Here is a 23,395-nt window from a genome sequence, read left to right on the forward strand (position 1 = left end):
AATCAGCCCATTCGGTACCCGACGCCACGCACGGTCTCGATGAGTGACGTTCGACCGCTCCCGTCGAGCTTCTTGCGCAGGTAGCCGATGTAGACCTCCACCACGTTCTCGCTTCCCATGAAGCGTGCGCCCCAGACGTGCTCGAGAAGCTGCGCCTTGGTGAGCGCGATGCCTCGTCTGAGCATGAGGTACTCGAGCAGGGCGTACTCGCGCGGCGTGAGCTCGATACGACTTCCTCCCCGCTCCACGCGCTTGGAAGCCATGTCGAGCCTGAGGTCTCCCACGCAGAGCACCTTGCCCGCCGCCGCACCACCGCGCCTGGCGAGCGCCCTGATGCGCGCAAGCAGCACGACCATCGAGAAGGGCTTACGCAGGAAGTCATCCGCCCCGACGTCGAGGGCGTCCGCCTCGTCGTACTCGCCATCCTTTGCCGTGAGCATGAGGATGGGGGTGGGAACGCCTGAGGAGCGCAGGTTCTGGCAGACCCGGTACCCGTTGAGCTCGGGAAGCATGATGTCAAGCGTAATCACGTCGTACGACTGCGCGAGCGCCTTGTCAAGCGCGACGTTGCCGTCAAAGGCCACGTCAACCGAGAGTCCCTCGGCCTCGAGGCTCTTCTTGAGGTAGGAGACGAGCCTCTGGTCGTCTTCGACAATGAGCACGCGCATGGGGCCATCCTGTTCGTCGTGACGTCGCGAGTGATGACGCAAGTGATGACTGACGGGTGATCTGTCTTTCCATGATACAGGAGTGATGGAATGGCGTGGGGTGCGCCCGTCGACGCAGCTGCGGGCGACTCGTCGTTTGCCGCCCGTTTGATGGAATGGCGTGGGGTGCGCCCGTCGACGCACCCCGCCTGTACCCCTGGCCGATGCCCCGATCGCCCTCAGTCGTCGTGGTCACCTTAGTCGTCCTCAACCGCCCCGGTCGCCCTCAGTCGTCATGGTCGTCGCAATCGAACGGATTGGGGTGCTGGGCCTCCCAGACGTCGTCTTCGACACCGGGATGGGCGGCCTTCCAGGCATCCTTTGCCGCCTCATACTCCTGCCTGGTTGCAAAGGTAGTGCCATCTTGGCCACCATCTGGGGCAGTGCCGCCAGATGGCGTGCCTCCACCCTGTGCGGCAGAGCATCGTGGCGCCTCGTAGGGATCAAGCACGTCATCGTCGACGCCGTAGGTTTGCTCGAACTCCCGCTCAGTCATACCGTAGTGCTCCCAGAGGAACTGGTCCGTGTCGTAGAACGTGGTCTTTTTCGCATCTTCGATGATCTCCTCCAAGGTCGCGGGCGCGGTCGTGGCTCCCTTGGAATCGCTCGTCGTGCTTGCAGCTGCGGATGCGATCTTTTGGGGATCGCCCGCCGTAGCCGCACGCGCGACACCAACCCCGATGACCACCAACACAGTCGTGACTACCACCGCGATGAGGACGCGTCCCTTCAAGGACGTCTGGGCGAACGTACTGGTCTTCATGTCCCGCTCCTCTCTCTTCTCTCTTGTACCTTGGCCACACGATACAGAACGCAACTGAGAGGACGCTGAGAGACAGGCACAGCACGTAGGGCCAAGCTCGACGAAGCTCCCGCAAGAACCTGCCGCGCAGGCGTCGGCGACAGACGCCTTCCGTACGCGGTATCCTAGGTACTCGACAGATAACCCGACGCCTTGGGGAGAGACCTATGGAATACCGATTCTATGGCTGGGAGCATGCGGACATGCCGCCCGCCAACCCGCGATACGCACGCGTCAAGACCCCTCGGGACCTCTATGACCTGCTCTCTGGACTCTGGTGTGCCAAGACCTGCGCTCCGAGGTTACGGGCACAGTGGTCGCCTGAGGACAGGACGCTCGGCCAGTGCTCCATCACGGCCTTTCTCGCCCAGGACATCTTTGGTGGGAAGGTGTTCGGCATCTTGCGCCCTGGTGGCAACTTCCACTGCTACAACGTGGTGAGTGGGCGTGCGTTCGATCTCACGAGCGAGCAGTTCTCGGACTGTACGCTCGACTATACAGAGAACCCCGAACAGTTTCGCGAGGTACACTTTGCCGCAGATGAGAAGCGCCTGCGCTACGAGCTCCTCAAGGCACGCCTGGATGCGGCCCTCGGGCTTGGGTGAGGGCGACGCGGTAGGGACTGCAGTCGAGGGGTCGCAAGGACGGGCTCCTCACCGTGAGCTGGGACGCTCGCTCGCGTTGCGTCACCGCATGATTGATTGGCGAGCGCCGACACCCTCGCCTACCGTACAATGACTAAGACGGCACGGGCACACAGGGAGCGGATGGCATGGCGCAGGTCAACTTTGGAAACACGCTCGTCGTAGCAAATCCCGCCGCCCACAGCGGGAAAAACGCGAACGCAGCGCGGGAAGTCGAGGAGCTTCTCGCCTCGACTGGCATGACTGCGGCTATAGGGCGTCATCTCACGGCAGGCCCCGGGGATGCGACGTCCCTCGCGGCGCACTCGACCGACGTCGACACGATCGTCGCCGTCGGCGGAGATGGCCTCATCCATGAGGTCGCAAACGGCCTCGTGGCGCTTCCTCGCGACAAGCGCCCCGTGCTCGCCGTCATCCCCATGGGGTCGGGCAACGACTTCGCACGCACCTTGGGCCTCAGAAGAAACGATGCCAAAGGCGCCCTGGAGCAGCTGCGTCAAGGCAGACGTAAAACCATCGACTTGGGACGCGTCTCGACAGACGCCGGTACAAGTGTCCACTTTGTCCAGACCCTCTCGTTTGGCCTCGATGCGGCCATCGCCCTCGACACGACCAGACGCCGCGCAGGCGGATCCCTCCAGAGGGGGTCGGGACTCTTCGTGAGCTCGGGGCTGCACATCATGGCGACGGCCCACAAGGGCTATCCCTGCACGATGACGCTGGGAGAGTCACCGCCTCGAGAGCTCAGGGAACTCATCCTTGCCGTACAGAATGGCCCGACCTACGGAGGGGGCTTCAGGGTCTGCCCCCACGCACGGCCTGACGACGGCCTTCTTGACATCTGCTTCAACGTGCGCAGGCCGCCGACCCCTGCGCTCCTGTGCCTCTTTGGCCTCGCGCGCCTAGGTAGGCACACGGCCTCGAGAGCCATCGAGTCCCAGCAGCTGACGCAGCTCGAACTCGACTTTGCCGAACGACAACCTCCCTGCCAGATAGACGGAGAGTGGCTTGGCGGACGTCACTTCTCGATAGAGGTCGAACCAGGGGCACTGGACGTCATCTTCCCTTAAGACCGTACGACCCCTGCGTCCACCCAAGAGCGGATCGCTGACACAGAGGGCGGACCCGCCGCTTTCCGACGAGCCCGCCCCTACGCCCCTACAGAAACAAGAGGGCGTACAGACCCCCTGCTTAGTAGGCCCCCTACTTCGCGGCGGCCTGGAGTGCGGCCTTGACCTCAGCGGCGGTCTTGAGGGTGAGGACCTTCTCCGTCAAGACGTCAGCCTCTTCCTTCGTCCACTGGCTGATGATGCGACGTGTGCGCAGGATGGAGGGGGCGCTTACGGAGAACTCGCCCAGACCGAAGGAGATGAGCACCGGGATGAGCAGCGGGTCAGCCGCAGCCTCGCCACACATGCCGACCATGATGCCCCGCTTGTTGCCCTCGGAGATGATGCGCTTGAGAGAGCGCAGGACAGCCGGCTGGTATACCTCATAGAGGTAGGCGACGCGATCATTGCCGCGATCGGCGCACATGGTGTAGCCAATGAGGTCGTTGGTGCCTATGGAGAAGAAGTCGCACACCTCGGCGAGGTTGTCGGCAATGAGCGACGCAGCAGGCGTCTCTATCATGGTGCCGACCTCGATGTCTGGGTCATAGGAGACGCCGCGCTCGTCGAGCTCCTTCTTGCACTCCTCGACAAGGGACCTGGCCTTACGGACCTCATCGAGGGCGGTCACGAGCGGTAGCATGATCTTGATGTCACCGAAGGCGGATGCGCGCAGAAGGGCCGTGAGCTGGACCTTGTACTGATCGGGATTGTTCAGGCAGTAACGGATGGCGCGGAAGCCCATGAAGGGGTTGTCCTCCTTCTGGAGGTTCATGTAGGGAATCTCCTTGTCACCGCCCACATCGAGCGTGCGGATGATGATGGGGCGGCCCTTCATGCGCAGCGCGACCTTCTGGTACGCGGCAAACTGCTCGTCCTCGCTCGGCAGCTCCTTGGCGTCCATGAAGAGGAACTCGGAGCGGAACAGGCCGATGCCCTCGGCGTCATGCTCGGCTGCCGCGTTCGCGTCGTCGGGGTTACCGATGTTGGCGACGAGCAGCTTCGTCTCGCCGTCGGCAGTGATGGTCTTCTTGCCACGGTAGGTCTCCAGAGCGGCCTTGTCGTCTGCGTAGGCCTTGGCCTTGGCACGGTACGCCTCGAGGTCCTCCTTGGAGGGCTGGACCAAGACGTCCCCCGCACTGCCATCGACGATGACCATGTCGCCGGTCTTGATGTGTTCGGTCGCGTCCTCCACGGAGAGAACCGCGGGGATCTCGAGCGCGCGGGCGATGATGGCCGAGTGCGAGGTGCGCCCGCCCGTCTCCGTGACGATACCGGCGACGTTCTCCTTGTCGATGTCGGCCGTCATCGAGGGGGTGAGCTCCTTGACGACGATGATCGAGTTCTCGGGCAGGGTCGAGAGGTCGACGACCTCCTTGCCCAACAGATCTGCAAGAAGGCCGGTCTTAACGTCGGCCACATCGGTCGCGCGCTCGCGGAAGAGCTCATCGTCCATCTGGGAGAACATCGTGTAGTAGGTGTTGTAGGCCTCGCTCACGGCCTGCTCGGCGCACATGCCGGCGTCAATGGAGCTGTTGACCGTGTCATGGATGCCCTCGTCCTCGGCAAACTCGATGTGGGCGCCCATGATGAGGGCAGCCTCCTCGCCAACACTTACCTTCATGCGCTCTATCTGAGCGTTGGTCTGGGCGACGAACTTCTCGAGGGCAGCCTCGTAGCGCTGCTTCTCCTTCTCGGGATCCTCCGGTGCAACCGGGGTGAACGAAACGTCGGGAGCCACAGCCACCTGCGCGACGCCAATACCAAAGCCATCCGATGCATTGACACCTTTGAACATTGAACCCTCCTATCGAAGAACCACCTAGACACCCGTGCTCAGAAAGCGACCCCGATAAGGACCGCGAGAAACCCGGCCGAACCTACTTGCCCTTGCCCTCTATGAGCTTCGTGAGGGCACCATAGACCTTGTCGATGGTCGAGCGCCTCGCGATGCCCTTACTGGCTGCGGTCGCGGTACCGCAGGCGGAGGCAAAGCGCAGTGCCGTCTCGTAGTCGGCACCCTCCTGGGTCTTGGCAACGAAGCCCGCCACCATGGAGTCACCGGCACCCGTGGCGTTGACCAGGCGAATCTTTGCCGTCGGAACCATGTGGGTCTCACCGTTCTCGTCGTAGAGCAGCGAGCCATGCCCGCCGCAGGAGACGATGACGTTCTGCGCACCACGCTTTTGCAGTTCCTGCGCAAAGGGGATACACTCCTCGGGCGTCTCGGGCCTTGCGTCAAAGATGCGCCCGACCTCATGGTTGTTTGGCTTGATGAGGAAGGGGTGTGCGGCCAAGGACTCCAGAAGCAGGTTGCCGGGGGCGTCAACGACGAAGCGCACGCCCCGATCCTCGAGGCGCTTCATGATGACGTCGTACATGCTCTCGGGAAGCGACTTGGGGATGGAGCCCGTGAGCACGAGCGTATCCCCCTTGCCGATGTAGTCGATGCGCTCAAGCAGCTCGTCGACCTTCTTCTCGGAGATCTTGGGCCCCATGCCGTTAACCATGGTCATGACGATGCCGTTGAGCTTGACGTTGATACGGGTGAAACCGCGGTCAAGCCGGACGAAGTTGGAGGCGACACCATTTTTCTGCATCGTCTTGACGAGATAGTCGCCCGTAAAGCCCGCGACGATGCCGAAGGCGATATTGGCGACCTTGAGCTCGTTGAGGAGGGTGGAGATGTTGATGCCGTTTCCACCACAGTAGAGTTCCTCACTCGATGATCGATTTGTGAAGCCCATGTCCAGTGTCAGGGGGTGCATGACGTAATCAATGGCTGGATTCAGCGTGACAGTGTAAATCAACGTAAGCTCCTTCCAAGGAACAACCTACTGAGTATTATGCCTCAGCGAATCCCGCTACGGAACAAGAAAGCAGGCGAATGACTCTGCAAACGTAGCGAACGGCAGGACCGTTGCCGCGGTACGAACCTGAGAGCACACGCTGTGAACCTCCTGCCGCAGGCCGAGAGGGCGAGAATGAGGGACCACGGGGGCAGGCCGGCGGGCCGAAGAGCCGAAAAAGGCCGCCGAGAAAACCTCGACGGCCTGGTACGCAGTGGTGCTCCCTAGGCGACTCGAACGCCTGACCTGCGGTTTAGAAGACCGATGCTCTATCCAGCTGAGCTAAGGGAGCCTAGGTTTTCCATGATAGCACGAAGACGCTCGGCAGAACAGTCACGGGGAAGGCCCGTCATGTGATGTTGAGCCTCCTTGCCGCATCGAGCGTCGCCACGATCGTCTTGGCGTCCTTGATGAGCCCTTGGGCTATCGCCTCCACGACGTCTGGGACGGGTAGCCAGACCACGTCCACGAACTCGCCCTCGTCGGGATGGGAGCTGCCCCTTCTGAGTCCTGTCGCCCTGAAGATCCTCGTCGCCTCGTTAGTGAAGCCAGGAGCGCCCGCCGAGTAGGCGATGAGCTCTAGGCCATCGGCGATGAGGCCCGTCTCCTCCGTGAGCTCACGCGCGGCACAGACGGCAGGGTCCTCCCCCTCCTCAAGCTTGCCTGCAGGGATCTCGAGCGTCATCTCGCCGAGCGCGACGCGCCACTGCCTGACCAGGCAGATTCTTCCATTCTCGACAGCGCAAACGCCCGCACCCCCGTGATGGCGGACTATCTCGCGCACGCCCCTGCCCCCATCGGGAAGCCGCACGTCAAGTGTCTCGACCGAGAAGATCCTGCCCTCCCACTGCGGGTGTACCCGCTCGACGTCCTCGCGCAGACGTCCATCGGGCGCAAGGAGAGACCTGATGCTCTCCACTGACTCTTGTCCCGACACCCCCAACGTCAATCCCCCCTTTTGACAGACAGCGTTGACAGGCACACGACGCACTGGGCAAAGCCTCGCCTCGCACGCCTCACGCACGAGCACCTCATTGAGGGCTGGCTTCCGTGAGCGGCGATGGCCTGCGCCTGAGCGCCTCCGCCCTCAGGCGCAGCTTACGCTCCTGCTCGGATGCGGGGCTCACGCTCACGCCATGTGCGGCGGGACGTCCCCTTTCATCCGTATGCACGAACGTGAGAAATCCCTCGGCACAGCGACGAGCGCCTACGAGAGCACGTGTGTAGATCGTCAGGCTCGAACTTCCGGCTAACACGGGCACGGACTCGAAGCAAACCGTCTCTCCTGGATGCACCGGCAAGGCAAAGTCCATGTCATGGAGCCTGACGAAGACCGTCTCGGGACCCAAAAGCTCTGCCGCGCACATGAACGAGGCCTCGACAAGCCACTGGGCCATACTGCCCGCAAAGAGCGTACCATGATGGTTGAGCTGCGCAGATACCACAAGGTGGTGTGTCACGAACGGACCGTGTGTCACAAGACCCCGTCCTTTCTGGGCTACCGCCCGCTCGCATCCGTAGGCATGCAGAGGCGCGACGGACCGCAGGTGAGCGTGGCGCCCAGACAATCCGTCCTGTCTGCCCCGACTAGAGGATAGTGCACGCGCCCCGCCCTCAGACGCACTAATTTGCTGCTGACTGGGGAACCATAATCATATGTATGCTGTGGCGCGGGAGGCGCCCCATCAACTTGTCGTGCCGTCGGTCCGAACACGATGGGTTGGCGGCGTGGCGCAGAGACGTGGCGGCTCAGAACATGCCGCACGAACGCGGCGCCTGCGCCTGGCCGACAGGTATGGCAGCCGGAGAACATGAGCAGAGAGGACGTGGCTGACGTGGCGTGGCACGAGAGGGACTCGGTACGCTTCCTTGGAAGGGCGCTCGAGGACGAGTTCAACGACATAGCCCGCAGTCTTGGCGGCGACGTGAACGGCAGAGAGGCCGGGGACGACTACCTTCTTACCACAAATGCGCTCTACCATGGCGGGCCGGTCTCCTGGGCGCTCACGCCAAAGATCTTCGACGAGGACCAGCTCGACATCCTCAAGGACGCGGCTGAGACCATGGGGCGCATCATGGACAAGGTGACCCGCCACTTCATGCGTGACGAGAGCTTTCGCAAGCTCTTTCGCCTGCCATTGGCACTCGAGGAGCTGTGCCGCACGCCCACGGGCTATAAGACGCCCATCCCCATCGCCCGCGTCGACCTGTTCTTCGACGAGGAAACGGGCGACTACACGTTCTGCGAGCTGAACACCGACGGATCGGCGGGCATGACGACGACCGTCGAGGTCACACGCACGGTTCAAAGGACAGAGACCTACCGGCAACTCCTACGCAAGCACCCGGAGCTTACGGCAAGGACCCTAGACCCAACGGGTGCGGTCATCGACGCCATCCTTGCGACCTACGATGAGTGGGTACGGGAGAGGACGGCCGACGTCGGCAGTACTGGTTTCGACCGTCCTGTGGTGGCAATAGTCGACTATAGCGAGAGTGCCTCCTTCGATGAGCTGAAAGACATCACCAAACAGCTCGCCGATCGAGACGTCCACGCGCGCTACTGTGACATACGTGACCTGCGCCTTGGACGCATGGCGGGCCGCGATACCCTCCTGACCCCGGATGGTCCTGTGAACTGCGTCTATCGACGCGCGGTCACCTCGGAGATCGCGGACAAGCCCTGCGTGGGCACGCGCGCGCTCGCACGAGCGGGAAGACTCAACCTGGCGTGCGTCGTGGGCGGCCTTAGCACCTGGCCCTGCGCAACCAAGACGGTCTTCGCCGTGCTGCACTCGCAGGCCATGCGCTCCATCCTCGGTGACGACGAGCGCGCCTTCATCGAGCGGCATGTTCCGCAGACCGAGCTCCTTGACACGACGAGCGACCTGCGACCGTACCAGGATAAGGACGGCTGGATCGTGAAGCCTGCAGGGGGGTTCAACGGCGCGGGCGTCATAGCGGGTCTCGACTGCACGAAGGACGAGTGGGGAGAGGCCCTCACACGCTGCGCAGCAGAAGGAGGCGTCGTGCAGGCATACGCCTCCCAGTATCGCACGCCCATGCTGCGTGGGGGCAGGCTCGAAGCAGGCGAGGATCCGCTCCTTGCCGAGCCCATGAGCAACATGGAGGGTCTCTACCTCTTTCGCGGGAGCTTCTCGGGCGTCTTCACGCGCTGCGGGAGGCAGGCCGTCATAGGCGAGCATACACATCGGCTCAACGTGAGCTGTCTTGTCGTGGGAAAGCGATGACGTATGCACATACGGCACCGACCTGCAGGACAGGCCCCGGACGCCCCGACTAAGGCATGAGCGGCATGAGCGCGAATCACCAAAAAGCCCCCGGCGTTACCTGGGCGAACTGTGGCTTCGCGCATACACGCGTGACGCCTGTATCCGCTATCCTGCCGCTACAAACGTGAAGAGCAACAGGTCATCCGTACCTGTGTTGACGATGGAGTGAGACGAACCCGTAGGACAGACGTGGCACACGCCCGGAACAAGGTTCTCCCTCGTGCCGTCGCAGACCGCGATGCCCGTACCGCTGATCACGTAGTTGATGTCATCGCTCGTCCTCTGCTCATGCACGCCGATACTCGAGCCTGACGGGATGCGTGTCAGCACGAAGCGTCCGCTGTCATTGACCTGCATCCGGGCACCGACCACACCCTCGCCGTCGTTCATGCCGGGAACGACGGTCTCCCTGATTGCATTGAAGTCGATGAGCATGACAGGTCTCCTCTCGTCTTTACACGGCAGGGCCAAGACAGATATAACTATTGCCATATATGATAGTATCATTATGTCTTTTTTGCAGACCAATCTTTTAGTCACGTCGCGGTTGCGTCGCTAGAGCAGACTGCGCTTTTCCGTAACGTCGCTGGGGCAGACTGCACTTTTCCGTAACGTCGCTGGGGCAGACTGCGCTTTTCCGTGAGGTGACTCGACGTTTGCCCAGGTGAGGAAAAGCGCACTCTACGGAAAGGCGCATTCTGGGTGCGGGCCCTCACGGAAAGGCGCATTCTGCGATCCCCAAGGCACCCAGACTGCGGTTTTCCGTAACGTCGCCCGCCCAGACTGCGCTTTTCCGTAACGTCGCTGGGGCAGACTGCGCTTTTCCGTAACGTCGCTGGGGCAGACTGCGCTTTTCCGTGAGGTGGGTCGACGTTTGCCCAGGTGAGGAAAAGCGCACTCTACGGAAAGACGCATTCTGCAACCCGTGCCGTACGGAAAGGCGCATTCTGTAACCGCAGAGTTACGGAAAGGCGCATTCTGGCGAGGTGCGTGCCGCAGACATCGATTACTCTTCTTTAAGCTAATTCTCTGCTCCTTACGCTAACCCTCTGCTCAGCCACTGTTGACATGGCCAGTCGCCTCGCCTCTCGCAGCGTCATGCCAACGGTGGTCCAACAGAGAGGTCGGCATTCATGGGACGCACACGACCTTTGTCCCACACCCTGGGCGGGGCGAGAGAAGCTGTACGTCGCGTCAACTGCGCGTCGCGTCAACTGCGCGTCGCGTCAACTGCGCGTCGCGTCAACTGCGCGTCGCGTCAACTGCGCGTCGCGTCAACTGCGCGTCGCGTCAATGCAGACCCATCACGTTGCCCTGAGTACCTACCGTGGCGAAAACTCCGGCAAACACGGTACCGAGACCCTGCCCTCGCGTACAATGTCGTTCGAGAGGCACAATCACAAGCTGGATTGGAGCGTCACATGATTGAGGCAGGAACCAAAGGACACATCGAGGCAATTGTCACGAGCGAGATGACCGCCCGCGCCATCGGCAGCGGCGAGCTGGAAGTTCTGGCTACGCCCAAGCTCGCGGCACTCATCGAGGAGGCCGCGTGGAGGAGCGTCTCGGGCGCACTCGACGAGGGTCAGACGACGGTGGGAACCAAGCTGGAGCTAAGCCACCTGGCACCGACCCCCACAGGCATGCAGCTGAGCTGCGACACGACCCTCGCCTCGGTGGACGGAAAGAGGCTCACCTTCTCGTTTGAGGCCCATGATGGGGAAGGGCGCGTGGCCGAAGGCACCCACGAGCGCTTCATCGTGGACAGCGATCGCTTCTTTGCCAAGGCAAGCGAGCGCGCAAAGGGATAGCCATAACCTCCTGGCCACCAAAGGAGGCTGCAGACACTGCGCCTTTCGGACAAGAGGTCGTGAGGAAAGAGGGCGTGAGGATTCCTCCCCTACCCCTCCTTCCCTACCCCATGAGCTTGCTCACGCGCGCCTTTAGCTCGGGCAGGACGTCTTGCTCGAACCAGGGATTCTTCTTCATCCAGATCTGATTTCTGGGCGAGGGGTGCACGAGTGGGAAGTACTTGGGCAGGTAGCTCCTATAGTCGCGCACGATATCCGTGAGCTTATCCTTGCTTCGCATTCCCAGGTAGTAGCGGTTGGCGTAGTTGCCCACCAGGACAGTGAGCTCGATCTTGGGCATGAGCTCCAACAGACGTGGGTGCCACTTCTCGGCAAAGCCCTTGCGCGGGGGCAAGTCACCCGACCTGCCCTTGCCGGGAAAGTAGAAGTCCATGGGCACGATGGCAAGCTTGCCCGAGTCATAGAAGGCGTCGCGGTCCACGCCGAGCCAATCGCGCAGGCGATCCCCACTCTTGTCGTTCCAGACGATATGCGTGTCCTGGGCGATGCGTCCAGGCGCCTGTCCCACGACCATGATGCGTGCGTCAGGGCCGGCAAAGTAGAGGGGGTCTATACCCGCCGCAGTGTACTCGGCGTTCTGTTCATCAGTCCTGATCTCTTCAAACACCTCGTCAAACCTGCTGGTAGCCACTGCCACTCCCCTCATCTGCCTACCTGTCTTACAGTGCGAGGCCAAGCCCTTGACGCCTTGCACTGCTACAGGAACCCACTCATAGCCATCTTTTGTGACGCCTCTGCAATCATAGCAGCCCAGCGGACTGCAGGCGCCACAATTTGCACAGCACGCCCGTCGTAGGGTACTTTGAGTCCTACCCAAGCCGATGGCTCCAAGCCAGCGACGGACAGCAGGACCTTTGCCGCGCGCGGCTCACACGCAAGCAATTATGAGAAGCTTTGGGAACCCTTTCCAGAGCGCGCGGAGGATGCTAGGCTTACCATGCGAAAAGCTAATGGAGACGTGAAGGGTGGAAGATGGCGGAGGAACGTAGCCAGCGGCCGCACAAGGCGGGCAGCCTTCAGCATGGCAGTAGATTCACACGCACCCGCAACGGCAACAGCGTCAGCCACAGGACCCATGCCCCCTCCATGCGCCGCACCCTCGAGCCGAATTCTCAGGCGGCTGCAGGCAAGGGTCCCTACGGCTACAATGACCCCCGACGCTACACGAGTGTCAGCGACGGCCAAAGCGCGGCCGAAGGGCTGGCGCAAGGCTTGGGGCGCAGGATCCAAAGCCAGGTCAGCAGCCTGCGTAGCCAGCGCGCACAACGACGCAGCAAGACCTCTCGCAGGTGGTCCGCAGCCACAGACCCCGACTACGGCTCGCCCGCCGTCAAGTCAAGACCTCGGAGGCATCACGTCGGACGCACCGTCCTCGTCGTGCTCATGGGGCTCCTCACTGCGGCAATCGTGGCCTATGTCATCGTTCTCTCGCCGGTGGACCGCAAGATAGCCTTCAGCGAGGGTGACCGACAGGCGCTCTCGGCTCACCTCACGCCCTGTACCCCCGTGACACCCTACTATGCGCTCCTGCTCGGCTCGGACAGCCGCAACGATGGCGAACCGGCGAGAACCGACACCATCATGCTCGCTCGCATCGATCCCCTCGCAGACAAGGTGACCTTGGTCTCGATTCCACGCGACACCAAAGTCGAGCTGGAGGGCCACGGCACTCAGAAGATCAACGCTGCCTATGCTTTCGGTGGCGTCGCTGGCATCACCTCGGCCGTCGGCAGTCTCACGAACGTCAACATAAGCCAGGTTGCCCTCATCGACTTTGATGGGCTTACGTCACTTATCGACGCCATCGGCGGCGTCACCGTGACCGTACCCGTTGATATCAATGATCCTGACTACACGGGCCTTGTCATGCCGGCAGGCGTCTACGAGATGGACGGTAACACGGCAATGCTCTTCTCGCGCGTGCGTCATGGCTTTGCCCTGGGGGATTACCAGCGCCAGGCAAACCAGCGTATCCTCATCCAGGCCATCGTTCAGAAGCTGCGTTCAAACCCCACACTCATGCCTGCGGCCGCAGACTCGCTCGGCAGTGTGCTTAAGACCACCTACCACTGCTACGACCTGATCCCCGTACTCGCGCGTATGGCCATGCAGCCACCCACGATCTACTCGGCATCGATCCCCTCGACCACCCAAAGGATACGGGGCGTGGACTATGTCATTGCCGACGGCCCCGCGACCGCAACCCTCATGCAGGTCGTCAATGCCGGTGAGGACCCCGCCACGGTCACGAACGGCCTGCAAGAAGTTGACAATACGGCAGCAAGGACTTCGACAGGCTCCGGATCCGGCTCAAGGTCGGGCAAGCGCAAATAGCCACAGCCCCACAATCATCTTGCACATTGGCCTTAAGACGTCGAGCGGGAGCCAGTCGAAGCGAGGTCCCGCATGGACGGACGCCCTACGGCTCGACGGTCCAGAGCACCCGCCCACCCGTAAGACCATCACCCTCGAAGCCTATGGCCCTGACCTCGCCCTTCGAAAATCCCCCATCAAGTCCGGCCAAGTAGTGGGCCACATGCCTCATGAAGGGGACATGCCCCACTGCCACGATGATCTCCTCGCTCGCCTGGGCAAGCTCGGCGAGAAACTCCTCCTGATCCTGCTCATAGAGGCTGTTGCGCACGTTGATGTCATCCTCGCCAAGGCCCAGCGCATCGGCGATGACAGCGGCGGTCTGCATCGCTCGAATCGCAGGACTTGCCCAGAGCGCCAAACTCGTGGCATCCCTGAGCGGCTTAAATGCCTCGGGGTAGGCAGCCTCGAGTGCTGAGCGCCCCTCATCGGTAAGCCTGCGACCGATGTCGCCCGCAGGACCCCTACCCTCGGCATCGCCATGGCGAACGAGCACGAGCATCTTTACCATAGTGCCTCCCAAGCCGTGTCATGTGATACGGCCTACGATAGCATGGTCGGGACCTGCAACACGCGAGCTTCGCGAAATCGACCCTGCGCGATCCTTCGAGCGTCACACGCTGGGCGGGACGCACATGGAAAGGCCCCAACTCCTTACGGAGCCGGGCCTTTCCTAACACGCTAGAAAACGAAGATCAGCCCTTCGACCTTAGAGCGCTTCCTCAACCATCTGAGATGTCCCTAGGCGGCAGCACCCGATGTGGAGGGCGTGTCGTCGGCAACGTCACCATGGCCGCTCCCACGATTGTGGGTCATGAGGTTCTGGTTCTGATTCTGGTTTTGCTGCCTGCGCTGCTCGTACATCTCCTCCAGGTACTTCCTGTAGGCATCTTCCTGACTACTCGAGCCGCCATTGCCAATGCCGCTGTCGTCTGAGCCCGAATTCCTCTGCGCCTGCTCCTTCTGGAGCTCCTCGTCAGAGCCAAGGGTCACGCTTGCCGTTTTCTCCTCGTTGCCACGCATGAACTTGACCGTGACCGTGTCACCGATGTTGTGCGAGCGAACCGCCAGGATCATACCGTCGGCAGAGGTGATCGCGGTGCTATCGAACCCCGTGATGATGTCGCCCTTCTCTATGCCAGCCGCAGCCGCCGGACTGCCCTCAGTGACGGAGACGACATAGGCGCCCTGACTCACCGAAAGCTTGTTCGTCGCAGCATTCTGGGCGTTGACCGTCTGCATGGTAAGACCGATGTAGGCGTGGGTGACAGGCTCCTTCGCGATGATCTTCTTGGCGATGTTCACCGCATAGTTGCCCGGAATGGCAAAACCAATGCCCGCGAAGGACTCGGTGTCAGACGAGAAGAGCGTGCAGATACCCACCAGCTTGCCCTCCTTGTTCACGAGCGCGCCACCCGAGTTGCCGGGGTTGATGGCCGCGTCGACCTGGATGAGGTTGGCATAGATAGTCTCACCGGCGGTGGACTTCATGAGCTGGTTGCGCGCAAGCGAGCTCACGATGCCGGCAGACACCGACTGGTCGAGTCCAAAGGGACTGCCGATGGTCATGACCCAATCACCCACGACAAGGGAGTCGGAGTCACCGATCTCCATCGGAGTCACCTGCTTGCCCTTCAGGTCCACGTGGAGGACCGCGATGTCGCTCGAGGAGTCGGACCCCACAACCGTCGCATCATAGCTGGTACCATCGATGCTCACCGAGATGGCCTGTGCACCCTCTATCACATGGTAGTTCGTGATGATGTTGCCATCGCGGTCAAGAACGACACCAGAGCCGAGTCCCTGTCCCTTTTGGGTCGTCACCGTGATCGACACGACCGAGGCAAGGTCCTTGGCGGCAACTGCCTGGGCGATCGTGGCATCCTCGCTGCTCGCCGTGATGTTGACGGTCGGTCCGGCAGCGCTCTCCGTCGTCCTGATGACCTGGGTCCCCCCGATCATGCCGGACGCCCTGAGCGCAAACACGAGGACGGCGGCACCGACAAGTCCCGCGATGATGCCGATAATGGCCGTTCTGAGGCCGCCATGGCGCTGCCCTGCCGCCCCGGAGCGGCCTGTGCCAACACTCGAAGAGGAGGAAGGCTGCTGTGGGCCTGTGGGTGCCCCCTGCGCACCGGGCCCTTGGCCTGACTGCGCCTGTGCACCATAGCCGTAATAGCCCTGCGCAGTGTTCTGCGCCTGTCCCTGCGCGTCGTACGATCCAGACGCTTCGCCAAGGCGCGCGGTCGTTGGCTGGGGCTGCGTGGGATTTTCCTGCAACGGTGCCTGGTCAAAGGACCCGGCACCGCCGCTTTGTGGACTCTGTTGCGTACGGTCATTACGGCCAATAAGGTCATTCTCGCCCATAAGCACTCACCTCTCGCTCAGGGGCGCAGCTGCGCCCGGGCAAATACGTATTTTGTCACCTTACCCCCCGCCTTTCCAACCGACGCCATATCCGTCGAAGAACCATCTGACACCCACCTGAGAGACACCACACTCTTAGTCTACTGAAAGCTACAGGCAGGAGACTCGGATCGCAGGGCACGAGACGGCAGGCTGGTACGCGTTGATTGACCAGGATGACTCTGCGCCCGACCAGCCTGATGTGATCGGCGCGTCACCCTAGATCCTGAAGAGGTAGCCCACGCCGCGTACCGTCACAATGTGAGCTGCGATGAGCGGCCCGATCTTGGAGCGCACGCGCCTGATGTGGACATCAACGGTGCGCGTGCCACCGCAGTACTCGAAACCCCAGACCCGATGCAGCAGCGTCTCACGCGAGTACGCCCGAGAGGGATGCGTCGCCAAAAACGACAGCAACGAATACTCCATGAGCGTGAGGTCAACCGGCTCGTCATCAATATAGACCTGGTAGGTTGCCAGATTGATCTTCATGTTATCAACCGCGATGATGTCTGAGGAGGCGCTCTGGTCTCCTGGCCTCAGGAGCATGGAGCACCTCACCGCGAGCTCGGCTTGGCCCGCACTGTCGAGGATGAAGTCACTCCTTCCCTGCACAGGCAGACGGAGACTCGGCAGCATGCTCTCATCCTGGACCACGAGAGTGGGGATATAGCCACTGTCAGCGATGAAGTCATCCAAGGAGTTGAGCATCTCCTGGCCAAGCCCATCAGTGTCGAGGATGATGAGGTCAAACTTACGCCCAGAGTTGATTGCCTCCTCGAAGTCATCTGGAGCCATATGCAGAATCGACACATCGAGCGGTTGCCTAAGCTCGCGCATACGCTCAACGTAGCGCGTGGTCTTGGCCAGCAGCAAGATGTTCTTATGGTGCATCCTAGCCCCCAGACGCCTCCCGCCCCCCGACGGGTCAACCCGTAAAGAAACATCTTCGTACACTAGCACAGTTTGTGGAAGGCACCCCTGAAAGCGTGCCATTTACTTGATGCTGCCTAGGAATTCCTTGGTACGCGCCTCCTTGGGGTGATCGAAGACGTCCTCGGGAAGGCCCTGCTCGACGATGACGCCACCCTCCATGAAGACCACACGATCAGCCACGTCTCGGGCAAATCCCATCTCGTGGGTGACGACGATCATCGTCATGTCGCCGTTGAGCGCAAGCTCGCGCATGACCGCCAGAACACCCCGCACGAGCTCGGGATCGAGCGCGGAGGTGGGCTCGTCGAAGAGGAGCACCTTGGGGTGCATGGCAACGGCACGCGCGATGGCAACGCGCTGTTGCTGGCCACCGGAGAGCTGGGGAGGCCTGTAGTCGGCGCGATCCGCCAAGCCGACGGCCTCAAGCTGCCTCATGGCCTCTCGCTCGGCCTCCTCACGCGACTTGCGCAGGACCTTCATCTGGCCGATGACGACGTTCTCCTTGGCCGAGAGATGCGGAAAGAGGTTGAAGGACTGAAAGACCATACCGACGTCGCGCCGGAGCAGCGAGAGGTTCGCCTTGCTCGCACCGGTGAGCTCTTGGTCGCCCACCAGGATATGACCCTGTGTGGGCTGCTCGAGGAGGTTGATGCAGCGCAGCATCGTTGACTTGCCTGAGCCGGAGGGTCCCAGCACGACGACGATCTCCCCGTTCCAGACGTTGAGGTTCACGTCACGCAGGACGGGCACATCCGTAAAGGTCTTGCCCAGGTGCTCGATGCGCACGACGGGGTGCTCCCCCTCAACGAAGCGGTGCCGGGAGAGACTCTGGTCGTGCTCGAAGGCGATTCTCGCCGCCTCGTCTGCGGGAAGCGCCGCAGGCACCTCTTGTGACGACGGGCGGTGGATACCGATCCCTTTCCTAGTCTGCATCTGCATCACCGACACCTCCGTGCGTTGTAAGGGACTCGTCGCCCTTTGTCGAGGTCTCCTCTGGCAGGGGTGCGCCATCCACCTTAGGTCGTGCGCCCAGACCTTGTTCGGCATTGGAGAGGCGTCGCTCCACGATGTTGACCACCTTGATGAGGGGCAGCGTGACGATGAGGTAGAAGACAGCTGCGGCGATGTAGGGGGTAATGTTGCCCGTCGTGGTCGTGAGGTTCTTGGAGTACATCATGAGCTCCATGACGCCCACGGAGGAAAACAGTGACGTATCCTTGTAGGAGGTGATGAAGTCACTCGTGACGGTAGGGATGACGCGGCGAACGGTCTGAGGCAGGATGATCCAGACCATCGTCATCAGACGTGTCATACCCAAAGACGAGGCCGCCTCGTACTGTCCCTGCGGTATGGACTGGATGCCGGCCCGATAGATCTCGGCCTGGTAGGACGAGGAGTTGATAGCGACGACGGCGATGGCGAGCATCGTGTTGTCGATGTTGACACCAAGCATCGGAAGGCCAAAGAAGGCGATGTAGATCTGCAGGAAAAGGGGGGTCCCACGCAAGACGTTGATGTATACGCTCGCAATGGCGCGCAAAAGGCGGTGCTGCGAGATTTTCATGAGTGAGAACGCGAGACCCAAGACGATGGCAAGAGGATAGGCAAGGACGACGATGAACAGGCAGAGCAACCAGCCCGGGAAGAGAGATGCGAACGACGTCACCAAGAGCTGGGGCTTGAAAAACATGTTGAGGAAGGGGACGGAGTTCCAGGCACTAACCCAGGCCTGGCCGTCGAGCCAGTTCACGACCCGCTGCAAGGGAGTGTTTGCGATGACGGCAATGGGACTTGAGTCCATGAGGGATGCCGTCTGGCCCTCGCCGGTCGTATAGGAGCCCGTGACGACATAGCTGCCACCAGCGTCGGGAAAGCTCATGTTCGTGACCTCGAGGCGCAACAGCGAGCCGTTGGCCACCGGCTTGGCAAAGCTCACCGTAAGGGTATTGCCGTTCGCCGAGGCGCTGCCTTCGACGCCTTGACGCTTGAGACCCTCGAGCACCGTGATGCGCGTCGAGGAGCCGTCGAAGCTTGCCTTATCCGGCAGCGTCAGGGTCACGGACGAGATACCCGAGTCAACGTGGACCGTGCCCTCCCAGGTGAGCCTCGTGCCCTCTCCGCCAATGACACCGGAGCCACCGCTCTCGTTGGGACGTGCCGTCGCCTTCGAGACGGCGACACTGCCCGTACCGGATGAGTCTACGGCAGCCCCTGCCATAGCGGCGGTCGCCGTGATCTGCGACGCGTCGGCATTGCCGAACCACTTGGCCTCGAGCGCGTCGATGGTGCCGTCTGACGTGCATGCCTCGAGCGCCTCGTTGACGGCAGCCGTAAGGTTGGGATTATCCTTCGATACGACGATGCCGTACTGCTCTCCTGTGGGAACCTGAAGTGCAACCTTGAGGGAGGAAAAGGAGTTCTTGACCTCGTACTGCATGACGGGAAGATCCGCGATGGCAGCCGTGAACTGGCCGCTCTGCACGCCTGTAAGTGCCGTCACGGGATCGTCAAGCGACTTGATGGACGCGGCGGGCAGGTTTTCCTGCGCCCACGACTCCCCCGTCGTGCCTGACTGAACCGCAACGGAGACACCCGGGACGTTAAGCACAGAACCGTAGTCAGAGGCGACCGTATCGGCGATGTCGGATGAGGTGACAATACCCTGGTTGGAATCTATATAGGCGTCCGTGAAGTCAATCTCCTTGAGACGCTCGTCGGTGATCGTGAAGTTAGACGCACCGACGTCGGCCCTGCCACCCTGCTTGATCATGGGGATGATGGAGTCGAACTTCTGCGCCGGGAGGTACTCGCACTCAAGGCCCATCTTCTGGGCCACGGCCTGCATGAGTTCCACCTCAAATCCGGCAGGGACATTCGCTGAGTCGTAGTAGTCGAAGGGTGGGTTGGCCAAGTCCGAGACAACAGTCAGCTTGCCGGGCTTCACGAGCGCATAGGCAGCCTCGTTGCCCGAACCTGGACCCTCAGCAGAGTGAGAGGGCCCATTACACCCTGCCAGTGCCATCGTAAAGACACAGGCCAAGACCAGGACCAAGGCAGCAACCCACGCCACCCTCTTAGGGAGACGCCCAGACGAAGCTCTCACCCTCATGCAACCTCCCCGAGACATGTGAGGGATGACGCCATGGACGCCCTCCTCTCAAAGCAGGTGGACATTCTAGCAAGCTTCGATTAACGGGAGGTTAATTATCAAAAAAATGAATATATAGGCGCAAGACACCCTACCCGCACGCACTGGGTCTTCCTCCGGACACGAGCAAAGGTGTCGGCGCGCGACGAGCTAGATGCCCGCGTAGTAGGTCTTGCGCTCCCAGTCGGTCACGACCGAACAGTACTCGTCCCACTCGCGCCACTTCTGCTCCACGAGATAGTCGCAGATGTGTCCGCCAAGCGTCTCACGCATGAGCTCGCTCTTGTCAAAGCTCTTGATCGCCTCGCCAAGTGTGCGCGGCAGACGATGGATGCCTCGCCGCGTAAGCTCCCGCTCACCCAGGTCCTCAAGGCCCGAGAAGGACTCCTCCGGAAGTTTGAGGCCCTCCATGATGCCGCGCACGCCCGCAGCGAGCGAGGCTGCGATCGCCAAATACGGATTGGCGGCGGGGTCAGGACTCCTGAGCTCGACACGGGTCGCCTGGTGCTTGCCAGGCTTATGTGTGGGCACGCGCACGAGGGCCGCACGGTTCTTGCGACCCCAGGTCGCGAAGATGGGTACCTCCCCATTGGCGACGAGCCTCTTGTAGGAGTTGACCGTGGGGTTCGTGACGAGCAGGAACTCCGAGGCATACTTGAGGAGTCCCGCGACGTAGCTGCGGCCCAACTCAGAGAGGTGAGCGACATGTTCGCTCTTTGGGCCCCAAAAGAGGTTTGTGCCCTCATGGTCGAAGAGGGACTGATAGAGGTACATGCCAGATCCCGATGTTCCCGAAAAGGGCTTAGGCATGAAGGAGGCCATAAGGCCGTGCGCGTGAGCCTGCTGGCGGATGATCAATCGTGCCGTCATGATGTTGTCGGCACAGGTCACGGCCTCTGCATAGCGCAGCTCTATCGCGTTTTGCGAGGGTGCGTTGCTGTGGTAGGAATACGCGACGGGAATGGAGAGCTGCTCGAGGGCAAGCGTCGTCTCACGCCTGAGGTCGGTTGCGGAGTCCGACGAGGTAAGGTCGAAGTAACCGGCGTGGTCTGCTGGGATCGGGGTGGCATCATCGGTCTCGTGCAGGTAGAAGTAGTCAAGCTTGGGTCCCACGTTCATGACGTAGCCCATCTCGTCCACCGTTACGAACACACGCTGGAGGACGGAGCGAGGATCACCCTCGAAGGGCTTACGATCAGGGGTGCGCACCTCACAGAACATGCGCGCGACGCCGTACTTTTGCTGACGTCGTGGCAGCACCTGAAAGGTCGTCGCGTCGGGAAAGGCGAGCATGTCTGACTCGTCAGCGGCCACAAAACCCTCTATGGAGGATCCGTCGAAACCGATTCCCTCCTCGAATGCCTCTTCAAGGTTTTCGGAGGATATCGAAAACGACTTGAGGTTGCCGAGCACATCGGTGAAGCATAGGCGTATGAACCTCACGTCACGCTTCTCGACCGTACGCAAGACGAAGTCGATGTTCCTGTCATCGCTCATGGACCCTCCCTCAGACCGCTCTGGTCCGCCTACCCGTGCCCTTCAGACGATAACAGAACCAACGTCCACTCCCATCTCAAGAACCCAACGCATCATGCGAACGACGCATCATTGCTTGGTCGCCTCACTATCCGCGACAGCACGCTCCGCATCATCGATCATAGTTTTGGCGACCACGCAGTCGCCCTCGCCACGCATGGAGCAGTCCTCTTCCATCGCACAGTCTGAGCACGCATCCCCACCCTTAAAAAAGGACCTGACGCACAGCAAGAAGAGTGCGGCGACCACGACGATGACAATAACGTCTACGACCATGCTTGCTCCCCCCTTTGTCATCCAAAGCTTACTATACCCACTTTTTTGGGCTCAGGAGGATGGCACCCGATACGCATAAACGCATCGGGTGCCGAAAAAATCATACGACTGGTAGGCCGTGGCCCGATGAGGGTCCCCGGCTTACGCGGCGCCTACGGCCCAGACACAGCGAAAGGACGCTGCCCCGTGGCGGCTGCGCCTGTCGGCGCATCGGGCACCAGCGCGTTTTGAGACCCTATCCCGCAAGCTTCGCCCCGAGGGCCTTAAGCTGCTCGATTGCCTCATCGTCAGGCTCGAGGTTGGCGATGACCGTATCAATGATGTTGACGCCGGCATCTTCGGCCTCTGACTTCCATGTATCCATCCACTCGCCGTTGCCCCAATCATAGCTACCAAAGAGGGCAACAGGCTTCTGGGCGAACTTGGGGACGCAATCGTTCCAAACCTCCTCGAAATCCGGATCGAGCTCCTCAGATCCCATCGCCGGGCAACCGAAGGCGAAGGCGTCGAAGTCGGCTACCTGACCCGCATCGAAGTCGGCGACGTCGATGGCGTCGGCGCCGGCAGCCTCGGCGATGGCGTTCGCCATTGCCTCGGTATTGCCCGTCTGGGTCCAATACACGACCGCAACCTTACTCATACTGACCTCCTAAAAGTGAAATGGAACCCTCAGGCGGACGCCTGAAGGGTAGTGCCGCGTTGGGCTCATGCCAACAATGGCTCCGCGAGCAGGCAGCCAAGAGAAATTCCCGACGCAAAGCTGTTGCGGCAACGTCGCTCGATACGACGCAAGAACTCAAAGCGCCTTCGCGCGCGTGCCGGATCTCCGTAGACTCGCCAGAGCCCACGGCAGGTCTCCTCCTTGCCGCTCATGAAGCCGATGACATCCTCCAAAGGATAGCCTAAGACAAGGCCGATCTCGTGAGGAAACTCGCTCCTGAGCCCAAGATGGTACTCACAAAGCCTCCGCCTCAAAGAGCGCATCAGCTCCCCTGCATCCAAGCCATGGCCCAGCCTCTGGAGAAAGTCACTGCGATCGGGATCCGCAAGGACGCGAGAGACGAGCTCTCCCCTCCAAACGAGCAGCTGCACACGTCCGGCCCTTGCCCCCACAACCTCAAGACGAATGCCGTGCCGGGGAAGCTCGCGCGCGTAGGCGCAAAGAACCGAGCGCAGCTTCGCACGCACAAGACCCTCGTGGTGACCCACGGCCCTCCCCATGTATCCTCCCGCAGCCCCTAACACGCCCTTGGGGCAAAAGGAGAAGACGGCCGCCGGCTTGGCTCCCGCAATGACGGTGGCGGAGCTGCGAACAAAGGTGACGGCAAAGCCATTGTTCAACACATCCTCCACAGAGTTGCAGGCGCTCAGTCCATCGCTCCCACAACTCGCGTCCATTGCACTTTGCCCACTCATGCAGCCTCCTCATTCCCTCTGAAGTGAGC

General features: G+C 61.4%; 22 protein-coding genes and 1 tRNA gene. 5 read left to right on the plus strand and 18 right to left on the minus strand.

The window, feature by feature from the left end:
* Positions 1-2: 2 nt before the first annotated feature.
* Both ADJ70_RS08405 and ADJ70_RS08410 read right to left on the minus strand, forming a co-directional pair.
* Positions 3-668 (minus strand): response regulator transcription factor, encoded by a 666-nt coding sequence (locus tag ADJ70_RS08405; RefSeq protein WP_050340721.1) that lies wholly within the window; start codon positions 666-668, stop codon positions 3-5.
* A gap of 265 nt (positions 669-933) precedes the next feature.
* A complete protein-coding gene (locus tag ADJ70_RS08410; RefSeq protein WP_050340722.1) occupies positions 934-1,470 on the minus strand; it encodes a hypothetical protein in 537 nt (178 codons plus the stop codon).
* Between the two features lie 206 nt (positions 1,471-1,676).
* On the opposite strand from ADJ70_RS08410, the gene ADJ70_RS08415 reads away from it, so the two are divergent.
* Together ADJ70_RS08415 and ADJ70_RS08420 are read left to right on the plus strand one after the other, a co-directional pair.
* The gene (locus tag ADJ70_RS08415; RefSeq protein WP_050340723.1) at positions 1,677-2,114 is read left to right on the plus strand and encodes a hypothetical protein; all 438 of its coding nucleotides are present in this window, start codon (positions 1,677-1,679) and stop codon (positions 2,112-2,114) included.
* Positions 2,115-2,281: 167 nt separating this feature from the next.
* A complete protein-coding gene (locus ADJ70_RS08420) occupies positions 2,282-3,223 on the plus strand; it encodes a diacylglycerol kinase family protein (protein ID WP_050340724.1) in 942 nt (313 codons plus the stop codon).
* Positions 3,224-3,356: 133 nt separating this feature from the next.
* Here ADJ70_RS08420 and ptsP read toward each other — a convergent pair whose 3' ends face one another.
* The 5 genes from ptsP to ADJ70_RS08445 all read right to left on the minus strand — a co-directional run bounded on the left by ptsP (position 3,357) and on the right by ADJ70_RS08445 (position 7,589).
* Complete coding sequence (gene ptsP, locus ADJ70_RS08425; protein WP_050340725.1) at positions 3,357-5,060, minus strand: phosphoenolpyruvate--protein phosphotransferase; 1,704 nt, start codon at positions 5,058-5,060, stop codon at positions 3,357-3,359.
* Between the two features lie 82 nt (positions 5,061-5,142).
* Positions 5,143-6,072, minus strand: coding sequence for a 1-phosphofructokinase (gene pfkB, locus ADJ70_RS08430; RefSeq protein WP_050340726.1), 930 nt, complete (start codon positions 6,070-6,072; stop codon positions 5,143-5,145).
* Positions 6,073-6,326: 254 nt separating this feature from the next.
* Positions 6,327-6,403 (minus strand) — tRNA-Arg (locus tag ADJ70_RS08435).
* A gap of 57 nt (positions 6,404-6,460) precedes the next feature.
* Positions 6,461-7,030 carry an NUDIX hydrolase gene (locus ADJ70_RS08440; RefSeq protein WP_253273149.1) on the minus strand — a complete coding sequence of 190 codons (570 nt, stop codon included), beginning with the start codon at positions 7,028-7,030 and terminating at the stop codon, positions 6,461-6,463.
* Between the two features lie 112 nt (positions 7,031-7,142).
* The gene (locus ADJ70_RS08445) at positions 7,143-7,589 is read right to left on the minus strand and encodes an acyl-CoA thioesterase (protein WP_050340727.1); all 447 of its coding nucleotides are present in this window, start codon (positions 7,587-7,589) and stop codon (positions 7,143-7,145) included.
* A gap of 333 nt (positions 7,590-7,922) precedes the next feature.
* Here ADJ70_RS08445 and ADJ70_RS08450 point away from each other — a divergent pair, with 333 nt between their 5' ends.
* Positions 7,923-9,362 carry a hypothetical protein gene (locus ADJ70_RS08450; protein ID WP_050340728.1) on the plus strand — a complete coding sequence of 480 codons (1,440 nt, stop codon included), beginning with the start codon at positions 7,923-7,925 and terminating at the stop codon, positions 9,360-9,362.
* Between the two features lie 147 nt (positions 9,363-9,509).
* On the opposite strand, the gene ADJ70_RS08455 is transcribed toward ADJ70_RS08450, so the two are convergent.
* The gene (locus ADJ70_RS08455) at positions 9,510-9,839 is read right to left on the minus strand and encodes a cupin domain-containing protein (RefSeq protein ID WP_050340729.1); all 330 of its coding nucleotides are present in this window, start codon (positions 9,837-9,839) and stop codon (positions 9,510-9,512) included.
* A gap of 986 nt (positions 9,840-10,825) precedes the next feature.
* Between ADJ70_RS08455 and ADJ70_RS08460 the strand changes: the two genes are divergently transcribed.
* The gene (locus ADJ70_RS08460) at positions 10,826-11,215 is read left to right on the plus strand and encodes a thioesterase family protein (protein ID WP_050340730.1); all 390 of its coding nucleotides are present in this window, start codon (positions 10,826-10,828) and stop codon (positions 11,213-11,215) included.
* Between the two features lie 103 nt (positions 11,216-11,318).
* Here ADJ70_RS08460 and ADJ70_RS08465 read toward each other — a convergent pair whose 3' ends face one another.
* A complete protein-coding gene (locus tag ADJ70_RS08465; protein WP_253273150.1) occupies positions 11,319-11,906 on the minus strand; it encodes a uracil-DNA glycosylase family protein in 588 nt (195 codons plus the stop codon).
* 341 nt (positions 11,907-12,247) lie between these two features.
* Between ADJ70_RS08465 and ADJ70_RS08470 the strand changes: the two genes are divergently transcribed.
* Entirely contained in the window at positions 12,248-13,609 is a 1,362-nt protein-coding gene (locus ADJ70_RS08470; protein WP_050340732.1) for an LCP family protein, read from the plus strand.
* A gap of 85 nt (positions 13,610-13,694) precedes the next feature.
* Here ADJ70_RS08470 and ADJ70_RS08475 read toward each other — a convergent pair whose 3' ends face one another.
* From ADJ70_RS08475 to ADJ70_RS08515, 9 genes are all read right to left on the minus strand, one after another.
* Positions 13,695-14,159 carry a histidine phosphatase family protein gene (locus tag ADJ70_RS08475; protein WP_050340733.1) on the minus strand — a complete coding sequence of 155 codons (465 nt, stop codon included), beginning with the start codon at positions 14,157-14,159 and terminating at the stop codon, positions 13,695-13,697.
* A 230-nt stretch (positions 14,160-14,389) separates the two neighbouring features.
* Positions 14,390-16,015: a trypsin-like peptidase domain-containing protein gene (locus ADJ70_RS08480; protein ID WP_050340734.1), complete on the minus strand. Its 1,626-nt coding sequence runs from the start codon at positions 16,013-16,015 to the stop codon at positions 14,390-14,392.
* Between the two features lie 258 nt (positions 16,016-16,273).
* Positions 16,274-16,948 (minus strand): winged-helix domain-containing protein, encoded by a 675-nt coding sequence (locus ADJ70_RS08485; protein WP_050340735.1) that lies wholly within the window; start codon positions 16,946-16,948, stop codon positions 16,274-16,276.
* Between the two features lie 102 nt (positions 16,949-17,050).
* Positions 17,051-17,929: an amino acid ABC transporter ATP-binding protein gene (locus ADJ70_RS08490; RefSeq protein WP_253273151.1), complete on the minus strand. Its 879-nt coding sequence runs from the start codon at positions 17,927-17,929 to the stop codon at positions 17,051-17,053.
* Complete coding sequence (locus ADJ70_RS08495; protein WP_253273152.1) at positions 17,913-20,099, minus strand: ABC transporter substrate-binding protein/permease; 2,187 nt, start codon at positions 20,097-20,099, stop codon at positions 17,913-17,915. The genes ADJ70_RS08490 and ADJ70_RS08495 overlap by 17 nt, the downstream gene beginning before the upstream one ends.
* A gap of 189 nt (positions 20,100-20,288) precedes the next feature.
* Positions 20,289-21,635 (minus strand): glutamine synthetase family protein, encoded by a 1,347-nt coding sequence (locus ADJ70_RS08500; protein WP_050340736.1) that lies wholly within the window; start codon positions 21,633-21,635, stop codon positions 20,289-20,291.
* A 108-nt stretch (positions 21,636-21,743) separates the two neighbouring features.
* Positions 21,744-21,950, minus strand: coding sequence for a hypothetical protein (locus tag ADJ70_RS08505; protein WP_050340737.1), 207 nt, complete (start codon positions 21,948-21,950; stop codon positions 21,744-21,746).
* Between the two features lie 235 nt (positions 21,951-22,185).
* On the minus strand, positions 22,186-22,590 hold the full coding sequence (locus tag ADJ70_RS08510) for a flavodoxin domain-containing protein (protein ID WP_050340738.1): 405 nt from the start codon (positions 22,588-22,590) through the stop codon (positions 22,186-22,188).
* A 65-nt stretch (positions 22,591-22,655) separates the two neighbouring features.
* Positions 22,656-23,366: a DUF3793 family protein gene (locus tag ADJ70_RS08515; RefSeq protein ID WP_083443908.1), complete on the minus strand. Its 711-nt coding sequence runs from the start codon at positions 23,364-23,366 to the stop codon at positions 22,656-22,658.
* Positions 23,367-23,395 lie beyond the last annotated feature (29 nt).

Source organism: Olsenella sp. oral taxon 807 (assembly GCF_001189515.2).
Taxonomy (GTDB): Bacteria; Actinomycetota; Coriobacteriia; order Coriobacteriales; family Atopobiaceae; genus Olsenella_F.